The sequence below is a fragment of the Leptospira ilyithenensis genome (assembly GCF_004771005.1).
Lineage (GTDB): Bacteria > Spirochaetota > Leptospiria > Leptospirales > Leptospiraceae > Leptospira_A > Leptospira_A ilyithenensis.
In genome coordinates, this window is record NZ_RQHV01000062.1 from 206,254 (window position 1) to 219,564 (window position 13,311).

Annotated in this window: 16 protein-coding genes; 10 read left to right on the forward strand and 6 right to left on the reverse strand. The window is 40.7% G+C overall.

Features of this window, described 5'->3' with window-relative positions; all coding sequences use genetic code 11:
* Window positions 1–8 precede the first annotated feature (8 nt).
* Entirely contained in the window at window positions 9–920 is a 912-nt protein-coding gene (locus EHS11_RS17640; RefSeq protein ID WP_135765684.1) for a DUF1853 family protein, read from the forward strand.
* Between the two features lie 9 nt (window positions 921–929).
* A complete protein-coding gene (locus EHS11_RS17645) occupies window positions 930–1,187 on the forward strand; it encodes a hypothetical protein (protein ID WP_135765685.1) in 258 nt (85 codons plus the stop codon).
* A gap of 138 nt (window positions 1,188–1,325) precedes the next feature.
* Here EHS11_RS17645 and EHS11_RS17650 read toward each other — a convergent pair whose 3' ends face one another.
* Window positions 1,326–1,625: a hypothetical protein gene (locus tag EHS11_RS17650; RefSeq protein ID WP_135765686.1), complete on the reverse strand. Its 300-nt coding sequence runs from the start codon at window positions 1,623–1,625 to the stop codon at window positions 1,326–1,328.
* Between the two features lie 10 nt (window positions 1,626–1,635).
* Window positions 1,636–2,223: a hypothetical protein gene (locus EHS11_RS17655; protein WP_135765687.1), complete on the reverse strand. Its 588-nt coding sequence runs from the start codon at window positions 2,221–2,223 to the stop codon at window positions 1,636–1,638.
* 75 nt (window positions 2,224–2,298) lie between these two features.
* Here EHS11_RS17655 and EHS11_RS17660 point away from each other — a divergent pair, with 75 nt between their 5' ends.
* From EHS11_RS17660 to EHS11_RS17685, 6 genes are all read left to right on the forward strand, one after another.
* Window positions 2,299–3,213 (forward strand): TIGR01777 family oxidoreductase, encoded by a 915-nt coding sequence (locus EHS11_RS17660; protein WP_135765688.1) that lies wholly within the window; start codon window positions 2,299–2,301, stop codon window positions 3,211–3,213.
* 63 nt (window positions 3,214–3,276) lie between these two features.
* Window positions 3,277–3,684 (forward strand): c-type cytochrome, encoded by a 408-nt coding sequence (locus EHS11_RS17665; protein ID WP_135765689.1) that lies wholly within the window; start codon window positions 3,277–3,279, stop codon window positions 3,682–3,684.
* 58 nt (window positions 3,685–3,742) lie between these two features.
* A complete protein-coding gene (locus EHS11_RS17670) occupies window positions 3,743–3,967 on the forward strand; it encodes a hypothetical protein (RefSeq protein WP_135765690.1) in 225 nt (74 codons plus the stop codon).
* 42 nt (window positions 3,968–4,009) lie between these two features.
* Window positions 4,010–4,360, forward strand: a complete 351-nt coding sequence (locus EHS11_RS17675; RefSeq protein ID WP_167884481.1) for an STAS domain-containing protein — start codon at window positions 4,010–4,012, stop codon at window positions 4,358–4,360.
* A 58-nt stretch (window positions 4,361–4,418) separates the two neighbouring features.
* Window positions 4,419–5,699, forward strand: coding sequence for a citrate/2-methylcitrate synthase (locus EHS11_RS17680; protein WP_135765691.1), 1,281 nt, complete (start codon window positions 4,419–4,421; stop codon window positions 5,697–5,699).
* A gap of 21 nt (window positions 5,700–5,720) precedes the next feature.
* Window positions 5,721–7,841, forward strand: coding sequence for a SpoIIE family protein phosphatase (locus EHS11_RS17685; RefSeq protein ID WP_135765692.1), 2,121 nt, complete (start codon window positions 5,721–5,723; stop codon window positions 7,839–7,841).
* Between the two features lie 8 nt (window positions 7,842–7,849).
* Here the strand turns inward: EHS11_RS17685 and EHS11_RS17690 are convergent, their stop codons facing one another.
* Genes EHS11_RS17690 through EHS11_RS17705 form a run of 4 tightly spaced genes read right to left on the reverse strand, consistent with a single transcriptional unit; the run spans window position 7,850 to window position 11,190 of the window.
* Window positions 7,850–8,725: a TPM domain-containing protein gene (locus tag EHS11_RS17690; RefSeq protein ID WP_135765693.1), complete on the reverse strand. Its 876-nt coding sequence runs from the start codon at window positions 8,723–8,725 to the stop codon at window positions 7,850–7,852.
* 10 nt (window positions 8,726–8,735) lie between these two features.
* Window positions 8,736–9,401 (reverse strand): TPM domain-containing protein, encoded by a 666-nt coding sequence (locus EHS11_RS17695; protein ID WP_135765694.1) that lies wholly within the window; start codon window positions 9,399–9,401, stop codon window positions 8,736–8,738.
* A gap of 48 nt (window positions 9,402–9,449) precedes the next feature.
* The gene (gene cyoE / locus EHS11_RS17700; protein ID WP_135765695.1) at window positions 9,450–10,304 is read right to left on the reverse strand and encodes a heme o synthase; all 855 of its coding nucleotides are present in this window, start codon (window positions 10,302–10,304) and stop codon (window positions 9,450–9,452) included.
* On the reverse strand, window positions 10,297–11,190 hold the full coding sequence (locus tag EHS11_RS17705; protein ID WP_135765696.1) for a COX15/CtaA family protein: 894 nt from the start codon (window positions 11,188–11,190) through the stop codon (window positions 10,297–10,299). The genes cyoE and EHS11_RS17705 overlap by 8 nt, the downstream gene beginning before the upstream one ends.
* 303 nt (window positions 11,191–11,493) lie before the next feature.
* On the opposite strand from EHS11_RS17705, the gene EHS11_RS17710 reads away from it, so the two are divergent.
* A complete protein-coding gene (locus tag EHS11_RS17710) occupies window positions 11,494–12,339 on the forward strand; it encodes an SCO family protein (protein WP_135765934.1) in 846 nt (281 codons plus the stop codon).
* A complete protein-coding gene (gene coxB, locus EHS11_RS17715) occupies window positions 12,340–13,305 on the forward strand; it encodes a cytochrome c oxidase subunit II (RefSeq protein ID WP_135765697.1) in 966 nt (321 codons plus the stop codon).
* Window positions 13,306–13,311: the final 6 nt, after the last annotated feature.

Here is a 13,311-nt window from a genome sequence, read left to right on the forward strand (position 1 = left end):
GGAATATTATGGACAAAGCGTCTCTTCTTCTTGATTTACTTTGGGCTCTTGATTCCAGATATCTGGTCCAACATCCTTCTAATTTTCCTGATACGAAAAGAGAGAGTCTTCGTTCTAATCTTATTCCAAACCTAACAAATAGTAATGGAAGTAATTTGGTAAATTTGGAATTGTTTCCAATTTTGGAATCCAGTCGACTTGGTCGATATTTTGAATCACTACTTGAATTTATTTTTTCACAAAGTAATTATGTGCAAATAATTGATAAGAATGTCCCTCTTCGCAATTCAGAAAGAACATTAGGTGAATTTGATTTTTTATTAGAATGGGAAAACAAAGAAAATATCCATTTGGAAGTAGCTTTAAAGTTTTATCTCAAATTAAAAAAAGCACCCGATCTTTCTTCTTATATTGGACCAAGTGGTGTGGATCGTTTGGATTTAAAATTATCGAAATTATTCGACAACCAAATGACATTATCTCAGAGAGCGGAAGGTAAGGAATACTTGCATGTTAAATATGATAAAATATTCATACCAATGCTTTGGTTTGTTGGATTTCTGTTTTATCCAATAGATGAATACCTATCCGGGGAATACAAAAAATCGTTGTTAAATGAAATAAATTTTGATCACAGATCTGGATATTGGATACCCTGGGAAAATAGGTTGCAGGTACCACAAACAAAATCGAATTCTTATTTTTCGATCCCTTCTCGCTTGTCATGGCTTATGAGTTATCCTTTGCATTCGGATGTTTACACGTATAATGAACTGATTCAGTTTTTGAGAAATTTAGATGATCCCGACTTCTCAGTTCTAATAGTAGAATGGGAACAAATCGGTATTACTCCTAAAGAATTATCACGAGGCTTTTTGGTTTCTCGAAAATTAATTGAATCCGTATCTTTTATGGGTTAATCTTGAAATATGAGTCGATTGAGCAATGGTTGGAAAATTCCTGGAAGTTTGGAAGAAATGCAGGAAATGTTAAGTTCTTTTCAAAAAACAATTTCCGAGATGGAATCGGAAAACCCTCTGATCATCTTTCGAGAACATATGGAAAATGGTCTACTTTTCAAGGCTGGCTTACAAGATGCTCTCAATCAAATCAATACTTACGCCAACCTTTATGCCAGTGCAAGTGAATTAAAAGAAGCAATCGTGAAATGGGAAAAGGGATCTTAGTTGGATTTAAAACCTGAGCTTCAGTCTATTCTACTTGGTAAAACAAAGAAGTTTGAGGGAACGAGATCATTTCCAGCTTTTTTGAAATTGATTCAGTCTGTGGTAGATACCACATTTTCCGAAACCGACCCTCGCACCCTAGTTTCCCAACTTCCTTAAGAGGAATTCCTCTCTTGGATGATTCGCCTGAGATTGCAGGTTAAAGATAATATTGTGGTACCTACCGCGTCCATCTGGCAAGAACTTGGTTTCAACCCTCACGAAATCCATCTGGACGCCATTAGAATTGCGGAAGCCGTGTTTTTCTACGACCGGGCCCGCCGACGGAAAGAGACCTTCTTCCAAAAGGGAAGCCAGGTCGAATTTCTTTTTGTTATCCTTTTTGCCGGGAAGAGTAGGGGACTGCGAAACTTTTTTAGCCGCAATTTTTAAATCCATTTGGATCTCCCTATTTCTCTGAAAGAATGATTTCAGAGAAACAGTTGTTAGTGGAATCAACGTCCATTAGTTTTACTTCTACCGTCAGAATCGAAATACCGGAGGGATAATTTTTTTCCGATTTCAAATTCAGATACTTTTGAATGGGGAACTCGGTTTTGGTTTCGTTTTCTTTGCCAAAACGATAAACTGTGATCAACTTGTCGTTCGGCATCCTCAATTCTTTGTCCACATTGATGCTTTCGCGTAGCAGCAGTTTTGCTTCAAATGGCGGCAAAGTTTGACCTTTACAGGCCTTCCATCCCAAAGAAGTAAAGTTTCTGGGAGAAAAAACAACCCCATCCCAAAAATGAGATAATTTCATTTCCAGAAAGAAGTCCCAATCGGCAGAACTTGGCAATTTTTTTATCCAAACGGTCTCGGAATCGTTGTCTAGTAAGTTGCCGAGCCCTCCGGATTTTGTAGCATCTTCAATTCGAAACGGAGGGAAATTATGATAACGATCTATGTTACTTTTTGTACTGGAAAAAAGATAATAATTGGCTGATAAAATTGAAAAAAAACAAAGCGAAACGGGAACAATCGTGGAAACTTTCATGAAATCTAAAAATATTTGCTTCCCCAAAAAAAGTTCTACTTCTTTTTTATGGAAAGGGTAAAGTCTAAATTATAAATGAAAATCGGAATCATCGGCGGAACCGGACTTGTGGGTATGGAATTCATACCTTATGCAATCAAACGCGGTCATACATTTCGTATTTTCACTCGCAAAAAAGAAATTCCTTCCGATTTGAAACAATTGGGTGAGATTGACTTTGTCACTACCACTCTTCCTACCTCGGCCCAATTGGAAGGAATGGACGCAATCATCAATTTAGTCGGTGAGCCTATAGCGGGTGTTCGCTGGACTGACGAAAGAAAAACTTTAATCCGTACTTCCCGTGTGGAATTTACAAAAGGACTCGCCGCGCGTATCAGAGATTGCAAAAGACCTCCGTCTGTCTATATGCAAGCCTCGGCTGTCGGTTACTATGGCATGTCCGAAACGGAACATGAACCTTATGATGAAAATACGAAACCAGGGGATGATTTTTTAGCCTCCATTTGTGTGGACTGGGAAAATCAATCAAATCCTATCAAAGATACAGGCATTCGAACAGTTGTTATCCGAACAGGGATCGTGCTTTCTCCCAAGGGAGGTGCTTTGGAAAAAATGATCCCTCCTTTCAAAATGGGAGTGGGTGGACCGATCGCTTCTGGCAAACAGGGAATGAGCTGGATTCATATTGCCGATTTGGTTTCCGCTATGTTATTTTTACTCGGCAAACAATCTTCCTCGGGAAGTTATAATGTGGTCTCTCCTTCGCCTTGCAAGAATGCTTATTTTGCTGAAGAGCTGGCGAAGGTGTTGTTTCGACCCGCACTGATGCGTGTTCCCGCTTTCGCGATACAAATGTTATATGGGGAAGGCGCTCAGGTGATTACCCAGGGCCAATATGTATATCCGAAAAGACTCCTGGAAGAAGGTTATGAGTTTCAATATCAATACCTTCGGGATTCATTGATAAATCTCATAAAGAAGAACTGAATTCTTCTTTCCAAATCCCTATCTCGGTGCTAACCTGGAAGCATCCTTATCTGGGAGATAGAAATGAATTCCACAAAAATAATCAGTTTAGTTTCTGTTTGCCTTCTTTCACTTGCAATTGTTGCTTGTGGAGGAGACAAACCTCAAGAGACTACGCCACAAGAAACCGTCGAGGCCACGGCTCCGGTTGACCCTGAAATTGCAAAAGGCGAAGAACTGTTTTTACAAAACTGCTCCTCTTGCCATGGAGAAAAAGGTTTGGGAGACGGGCCTGCGGGGGCTGCACTCAATCCAAAACCTCGCAATTACAAAGCGCCGGCTAACGAATGGAAGAATGGAAATTCGGTCGCTGGAGTTACAAAAACTTTAAAACAAGGTATCAAGGGAACTCCTATGGTTGCATACACCCATTTGGGAGAAGAAAATTTGACCATCCTCGCCAAGTACGTAGAGTATCTAGTGAAAAACTAATTTTTGAAAATCTCCGATCGTACTCGTTTTTTAAGGGTAGGGTCGGAAATATGCCATCATGAGCACAAATTCCGTTAAAAAAGCAGACCGCCCTAGCTGTGATTGTGGTACCTCCCACGATTCCCCGAATGCTAGGAAAGTTGTAAAATATTCTTTTTGGGGATTGGTCGCTATGGGACTTGTTGGAATTTCTGCCACCCCGAAAGACGTCTATTACGTTTGCCGTGTTTGCAAACAACCCTTTGGCCGGTTGTCCAAGGCGGAAAGAAAAGAAGCACGTTAATTTTGATTGACCCAACTCTCCGTATGATTTCCCTGGAAGCAAATGATCGAGGAATTTAAGATTCGGCTGGGCTTTGAGAACGGTGGCGCCTTGCCAGTGATTCACATTGCAGGTGAAATCACCTCGGAAGCGGAAGAGGAAATCGTTCAATCTTACGATTCGATTCCTACAGACAAAAAAATTAGGGTGATCCTCAATTTTACCGAAACCTCCTATATCAATTCGGCTGGCATTGCCACTTTGATCAGCTTGATTACAAAATCATCTGAAACTCAAGGCAAGATCGAATTTGCAGGTCTAAATACCCATTTCCGTAAAGTGATGGATATTGTCGGGCTTACAGACTTTGTTTTAATTCACGACTCTTTGCAATCCGCACTCACTCAATCTTAAATTATTCTAGATTCCTAACTTCCCTTCCCAAGTATAGGAAGGTAGAGAGGCTTTCTGAATGAATCAAGTGGAAATCCACATAAAAGGCAAAACATATCAATTCCCTACCATTATTGGAACCGATGGAAAAGAGGGTATAGATCTTTCTGATTTTTATCGTAAGACCGGACTTGTCACTGTTGACCCGGGCTTATTTAATACTGCGCTCGGTCTTTCCAAAGTTTCCAGACGTGATCCTGAAAAAGGAGAATTGTCCTACCGCGGTTATGATATTGCAGAACTTGCACACCAATCTACGTTCGTAGAGACATCCTATTTATTGATCTATGGAGATCTTCCCAATAAACAGGAGTTAAATGATTTTTCCAGAAGACTGTCAAAACACTCGATGATTCATGAAGATATGTTGAACCTGTTTGACGGATTCCCGGGGGTAGCGAACCCTCTTGCGGTTTTATCCGTTATGGTGACTTCTTTATCCAGTTATTATCTGGAAGACTACGAAGAAAAACTGGATATGGGTGTTGATTTGATCACTCGCTTGCTTGCAAAGATCAGAACCATTGCCGCATTTACCTACAAACATTCGGTAGGTCACCCTTTCGTTTATCCTTTGGATAAAAATCCTTATTGCACGAACTTTTTATATATGATGCACTCTGTTCCTGCAGGCGCTTATCATGTTCCGGAAGAATTCGATCGTATCTTAAATCAACTTTGGATTTTACATGCGGATCACGAACAAAATGTATCCAATATCGCAGTACAAGCGGTAGGTTCCACTCAAGCCAATATATTTGCTTCGATCTCCGCAGGTATTATGGCGCAGTGGGGAGCAAGGGAAGGCGGAAGACCGACTGCTGCGATCGCACTCATCGAAGACATCATCAAATCCAAAACGGATGTGAAACATTACTTCGAAAGATTCAAAACAGGCGAAGCGAAACTTCATTCCAACGGTTTCGGACAAAAAGCTTATGATACCGTAAGTCCGCGTGCAAAAGTGGTTCGCGGTATTGTTCAGGAGTTTTATAAAAACCGCAAACTCAATGCGGTGGAAGAAACCGCCCTTAAAATCGATGAACTTGTTTGGAATGATTCCTATTTCATTGAAAATCTGCTATATCCGAACTTGGAGTTTTATTCGGGAGTTGTATTCCAAACTTTGGAAATTCCAAAGGAAATGTTCTCGGTCATGCAAGTGATAGGAAGATTGCCCGGATGGCTTGCCCATTGGAAAGAACAAAGAAAAAAAGGCGACTTCAGCAAGTTTCGTCCGAAACAAATTTATGTCGGGGAAAACCAACGTAAATACGTTCCGGTACAAAGCCGAATCTAACTTTTGCTAACAAAGAGATAAATGAAATACAAATCCTGGTTCTGTCTTCATTTTCTCTTTGTGTGTATCGGTATTCTAACTGTTTCCTGCTGCAAAGCCGCCCTGGCACCGGTTGCAAAATCGGGCATACTTGATGCGGCGGAGTTTCTGAAAGATGATTCGCATATTCTAAAATTAGTAGGTGGTTGGCAATACTATCCTTGGTTGATGGTAAGCCCGGCCGATTTGCCTACGTTGGACACTCAGCCAAATAAAGAATACTTCACTGTACCTGGGGTCTGGTCCGAAAGTTTTTGGAATCGGGGTTTTTTGGCAGGCGATGGATATGCCAGTTTTCGGATTCTAATCAAACATAATTTAAAAAACGAAGCCCTCTCTTTGAAAATTCCCGAAATGGAAACCGCCTATGTCTTGTTTGTTGATGGGGAAAAACTGGCAAACAACGGAATCGTTTCAAGCTCCGAGTTAAACTCCAGACCGGAATACCGTCCTCTGGTAGCAGACTTCGTGCCTTCTTCGGATCAGAGTGAATTCATATTGCAGATATCCAACTATCATCATAGAAAAGGCGGCCCCTCACAAATCATCAGTCTGGGAAAGGCGAAAGCTATTCATGCCCAATTTGATAAAGAGATACTCAAGGATATGTTGCTCGTCGGTAGTATTTTATTTATGGGGATTTATCATCTTCTTTTATACTTTAACAGAAAGAAAAACCGTCATACTTATTGGTTTGCCCTTGCCTGTTTGCTGATTTGCCTTAGGGTTTTTTTCACTGGAAACAAATACATTACCTTGTTTTTTCCCAATCTACCGTGGGAATTGCATTTAAAACTCAGTTATCTTTCCTTCTTTTTGATTCCTCCCGTTTTTTGCCGTTATGTTTTTTTGCTTTTTAAACCTCATTTTGCAAAGATCGGTTATAAGATCATCTTTAATGTCGGCTTGCTGTTTTCATTGCTTGTTTTATTGACGAAATCTTCTTTTTATACTTATTTGATGATTCCGTATCAAATATTTACTTTGTTAGGTGCTATCTACGTAACGATTGTGATTTTTAAAGTGATTCGGAATAAACAAGTAGGATCCGTTTTGTTTTTATTCAGCTTTCTTATTTTTATCATGACGTTTCTAAATGATATCATGGTGAACAATATCATCATTACGACTCCCCTTATGGCGCATTACGGGATTTTTATGATGTTTTTATTTCAATCTTTGTTTATCGCGCGCGGATTTTCCAAAGGGTTTCAGGATGCGGAAAATCTAGCGAATGAACTCATCGAAAAGAACAGAGATTTGGAAACCACCAGATCGCAACTCACCAATCTAAATGAAAAACTGGAAGATAAGGTGAATGAAAAAACAAAAGAACTTCAATCCAAATTGGATCAAATAGGAAAGGACTTGAAACTTGCAAAAAGTATAGTTAACAGCCTAACAACGATTCCAAACTTATCACCTTATTTGAATGTGCAGATACTCTACCAACCCCTTTCCGAAGTGGGTGGAGATATTTTTTCAGTTAAAAAGATTCAGGATACCTATTTTCGGTTTTTTCTTGTTGATGCAACCGGTCATGGTTTGCAAGCCGCACTTTATACAATGATGATTCAATCGGAATTCGAAAGGTTGAATGAGATAGCGCTCAAGCCTAACGATTTGCTTTTTTATTTGAATCAGCATTTTTATGATAAAAACGCCGATCTTCAGATCTATTTTCCTGCTGTAGTTTTGGATTTTGATTTTTCTCAATCTATTTTGCGTTTTGCGTGCGCCGGAATGCAAAATCATCTCCTACAGAAAAAAAACGGAGATGTGATCTTTCTCGAAAACACAGGACCAATCATCGGTATTTTGGAAAACTATCGGTTTGGAATGGTGGAACATCGAGTAGAGAAGGGAGATCGGATCTTTATCTATACTGATGGGATTTTTGAAGAACTCAACGAAATAGACGGCATCGCCGCCTTGCGCGAGTTTACCGATGTTTTGAAAAATACAATTCATCTTCCCATCGAAGAAGTGATATCCAATCTTACCGAAAACCTTTTCGATAAGATGAAAAAATCAAAATGGAAAGATGACGTATCTATAATCGCTCTGGAAGTCGGTTTGAAATCCAAATCATTGCTAGTGTAAAACAAAAACTACCAATCACCACTGGATCCACCGCCACCGGAATCACCACCGCCTCCGGACCAACTGTCATCCGAACTCGAAGAAGACCAAGAATCATCTGACGAAGAGTATCCTCCTCCGTAAAAGCCCCCACCCGAACCGCTGCCGCCAGTAATCGGTCCAATCAGCTTTAACAAAAGATAGCCGATCCCGATCGCCACGGTGATGAAAATCGCCACAGCCGATTCGAAAAACCCGATTAAACCTTGGTACCAAATGCTGATCGTAAACAGATAGGTAACGATTCCTGCCATAATGGAAGGCATAAAAAGTCCCACAAACAGGATAACAGCTGCTACAATCAGATAAACTGCATGATTTTCCGTTCCCCCGGTCGTTGTTGTGGAAATATCATCTTCGCTTGGAGCATACTCCCCCGAGATCGTGCCGATGATGGCATCCACTCCGGCTTCTACCCCACCATTGATATCCCCAGCTTTGAACCTGGGTTTGATTTCCTTTTGGATGATGCGATACGCCTGAACGTCCGTGAGTGCTCCTTCCAGCCCGCGTCCCACTTCGATTCTCATCTTTCTTTCTGTAGGCGCGATTAAAAACAATACTCCGTTGTTTTTGGACTTTTGGCCTAATTTCCACTTATCAAAAACCTGAATGGCAATTTCTTCGATCGCCTCTCCTTCCAGGCTAGGAAGAGTGAACACTGCAATTTGATTGGAAGTGGATTCTTCATGAGCTTTTAATTTTGTTTCCAGCTTGGCAATTGTTTCTTCGGAAAGTATCCCTGCCCTGTCCGTGACTCTTTTTGATAACTCAGGAACATCTATCGCTTGTAAGCTGGTGATATGGGAAAGGCATAGTAAGAAAACTAAACTGTAGATTTTCAATTTTTATTTCCTAAAGCTGAGTTCCGCCATCTCTGATTTCGTCGGAGATTTCGTTTTTATCATCTTTCTGAATTTGAAGTCCGTATTTCACAAGTAAATTGCCGCAGAAAAGTATGGAGGCTACGATTCCTTCTTTCTTTTGTTTGGATTTCATTCCTTCCACAATCAAACGGACCGCTTCTTCCCAATCGGACTGGGGAACTATTTTTGCGATGCCGGTATCGGGTAGGACGCGCACCATTTTTTCCCGCAAAGATATATAAATCAGAATACCTGTTCGGTTGCTCGTGCGGAATATTTCTTCTTCCAAAAAGGCTTCTTTTGCTTTCAGATTCACAAAGAATTTTTTTGCGCCAAAGGGAACAATTGCTAGGCGAAGAGAAGAAAGAAAATAAGGAAGAATGAATCCCATAAAAGCACCTAACCATACGAATACGATAGAGTCCAGTGCGCCGTAATCCCATCCTTTGAAACCGAATCGGTCCAGAAGGAAAAGCGTTGATCCTCCCAAACCTCCTCCGATAAAAGAACCGAACCAATTCCATTCTTTATAATGGTGGGAAGCTTCTGCAAAATAAGGAACGATTTCCCCTGAAGTCTTTTTCTCAGCTTCTTGGACAGCGAGCTTGATTTCTGTTAGATCGGTTGTGGAAAAGTAACGAGATAAAATACCCATGGGTCAAAGTTTGGGTATTTTTATATCTGTCTGCAATCAAAAAATTATCTAAATTCTGGAATCGACAACGATGGCAATGCTCACAAGAAAAAGGTGAAGTATGCTGAAAAAGAAAAACTTTTTGGCAAAAACTGCTTCCTTGATTTGCAACAATTTATAAGCGAAACTTAGGAAAACAATAGTGAGTAGTATCGCAGAAACTAAATAAATCATTCCCATTCTATCTTCTGCAAAATAGAATCCGAGAACAGTAATGGAATAGGCAATGGAATATAAAAAAATCTGTTTCACAGTTTTGTCCACGCCCGAAACCACAGGCATCATGGGAATCCCTGCGAATTCATAATCCTTTTTCAAAAAAATCGCCAAAGCCCAGAAATGCGCCGGTGTCCAGAGAAAGATCATTAAAAATAAAATCCATGCGGGAAGAGGAAGCGAATTCGAGATGGCCGCATAACCGATCAAAGGTCCTATACAACCGGAAATCCCCCCGATCACAACATTTTGTTCTGTTCTGGGTTTCAACCAGAGAGTATACAGAAATACATAGAGAAGAAGTGCCGCCCAAGCACAAATGGCAGTGAGAAGATTTACATAATAATGCAATATCCCGAAGGCAAGTAGCATAATCACAGTTCCTAAGAACAGTGCGGCTTTCGGAGTGATAACTCCTTCCGGTATTGGTCTTTTTTTCGTTCTGTACATCACCGCGTCTTTTTCCCATTCAATGTATTGATTGAATATAAAGGATGCGGAACTCATCAGATAGGTTCCAAGCATAGTGATCAATGTCAATGAGAGCGAAGGAGTTCCTTCCGTTCCCAAATACAGACCGGGAAATACGGTCGCGAGTACGAGAATCGTTACTCTTGGTTTGGTAAGTTGGTTCCACACTTTAAACATGATAACCTACTTGCTCGGTTTCGCTCTTTCGAAACTGGTGGAAACTGGCGATATAACATGCAGTAAAAACAAAAACTCCGTTTAATGTATGAAATCCGGTCAAAAGCTTCGGCAGCTGATAGAGGACATTCAATGCACCAACTAATATCTGTAAAATGATAAGATGGGACGCCGCTTTCAGATAAAACTTCACTTTTTCATCTTCCAGTCGGAAGATGGAGTAGGCTGTCGCTCCCAAAATCAGAAGTGCAGTGATATATCCGAATAGCCTGTGTTCCATTTGGAGCCTGATCGTGCCTTGCATCTTGGGCATCCATTCTCCGAAACATGTGGGAAAATCGGGGCAAACAAGTCCTGCGTAATGGGAACTGACTTTTCCGCCCAGGAAAAGTTGATATAAAACGAAAGCTAGGATCAGTACGAATAAAAACCGAGCCTTAGGTCTGGCATAAAAAACGGATTTACCTTCTTCCTTTGCCTGCAAAGCGATTGTGAGACATGTGGTGAGAAGTAAAACCGCGTTGATCAAATGAAGGTTAACAGTCGTTGGGTGGAGGAGCTTTGTTACCGTTAAGGCACCCAAAGTAACTTGGGAAATGAGAAAAATAAGGGATAGTATCGCAAGGATCGCATAATTCCTTCTATGTTCTTTGTTTTTGAGAACGAATATCAATGCGGCAAAGATCAGTATTCCTAAAATACCCGAATAATACCGGTGTCCTACTTCCATAAAGATATGAAAAGTCCAGGTAGGTACAAATTGCCCATTGCACAAAGGCCAATCGGGGCAAGCAAGACCTGAATCTGTGGCACGTACAAGCGGCCCGTAGATCATATTGAAGAGGATTAAGACGGAGAGGGCGGTGTATATTTTTTTTATTTTCATCTTCAGTCTGTTTCCTCCAGGATTGAAGACTGGATTGTCAGGAAAATAAATTTAATCAAAGTAAATCTAAAAATTGTTGGAGATTTAAACCGATTTCATTTATAGTCTTAGATAGGAACTATTTATATGAACAACCAAGACCTCTATAACAGAAGTGGATACTTGACTTTTCTTGTGACACTTGTTTTTAACCTTGTTTTCTTTGCCTATATCTCCTTTGTTCACCCAGGTACTCCTGATAACCCAGGGCAAGGGACACCGTCCGGTTATTCCAAATAACACTTGAATTCAGTTAAAACACTCGTGTTATTTTTCAAATCTGCACTTTATCTTCTCTCTTTTGTCTGGGTTTTTCCCACTGTTTTGTGGGCCTATGACCCGCATTCCAATTTGACAAAAGAGAACAAACTTCCCAAAGAACTTTCGGAAATTGGGATTTCAGATGTAACAGGAAAACAAATCGATTTCCACATTCCATTTAAAAACGAAGAAGGGAAGGAAGTCCTTTTGTCTGATTATTTTAAAAAAGGCAAACCTGTTCTTTTTTCTCCCGTTTATTTCACTTGTCCCACACTTTGCAATCATCATATGAACGGAGTGATGAAAGGGTTGAAACTTTTGGACTGGACTGCCGGAAAAGAGTTTCAATACATCGCAGTGTCGATTGATCCGAGAGAAACCGAAGAGATTTCCGCCCCGAAAAAACGAGCATACGTTCAAGAATATGATCGTCCCGGTGTGGATACCGGCTTTCATCTGTTAACTGGTAGTAGTGAGTCTATCACCGCATTAATGAAACAATTACAATTTCGTTACACTTGGGATGAAACAGCCAAACAATTCATTCATGCAAGCGGAGTATATGTATTAACACCCGAGGGAAAGGTTTCTCGTATCTTCCAAGGCATCCAGCTTTCGGAAAGAGACTTGAAGTTAGCCTTTCTCGAGGCAGCAGATGGTAAGATTGGGGGTTTTGTAGACAAGTTTGCTTTATTTTGCTTTCAATTTGACCCATACAAAAATAAATATACGATATACGCTTTCAGGATAATGCAAATGGGCGGGGGTATTACACTCCTGATCTTGGGCTCGTTTTTATTCATAAACTGGCGAAAAACAAAAAATAATCACCGTCAAGGAGTCAAGTAAATGTCTTGGTTTACCGCCTTCCCAGCGACCTCGTCGTTCATGCCAATACAGGCTACGGAAATCGCAAAAGAAGTAGATCTTCTTTACGCGTTTCTGCTCGTATCGAGTCTCGTTTCTTTTGTGATCTTGGTGGGAGGAATGACTTGGTTCCTCATCAAGTTCAAACGCACCTCTGTCGACCAAAAGTCTGCCTACATTACTCATAATAATTTCGCAGAATTTTTATGGTCTTTTATCCCTCTTGTGATCATGGTTGGGATTTTCTATTGGGGTATGGTCATCTTCGAAAAACTTCGTGTTCCGCCTGAAAATATCTCTACGGAGATCCATGTAACAGCGGAGCAGTGGGCATGGACTTATCGTTACGCAAACGGTAAAGAATTCTACAGTTCTGCCAATGATCCTTTGATTGTTCCTGCGGGAAAAGCCACAAAGATCATCCTAACTTCGAAAGACGTCATTCATAGTTTCTTTGTTCCTGCATTCCGGGTGAAACAAGATGCGATTCCTGGAAAATACACGCAAGTATGGTTTGAACCGAAAGAACCGGGTAATTTCATTGTTTTCTGTACGGAATATTGCGGAACCAAACACTCCGGAATGCTTATAACAATCAAAGCACTTCCTGCCGATGAGTTTGCTGCTTGGTTCCATGCGGAGAAAAAAGGTGCAGAGACACCGGCTGACAAAGGTAAAACTCTGTTCGCGCAGAAGGCTTGTGCCAGTTGCCACTCATTGGACGGAAGCAGAGTTGTAGGTCCATCCATGAAAGGTCTTTTTGGAAGCTCTAGAAAGTTTACAGACGGATCCGGTGCTAAGGCGGATGAGACTTACCTTCGTGAATCCATTCTTGTATCTACTGCAAAAATCGTAGAGGGTTATCCCCCGGCGATGCCAGTATTTCAAGGACAACTTTCCGACGAAGACGTCGAAAATTTAATCGAATACATCAAAACTATAAAATAAGGAGAC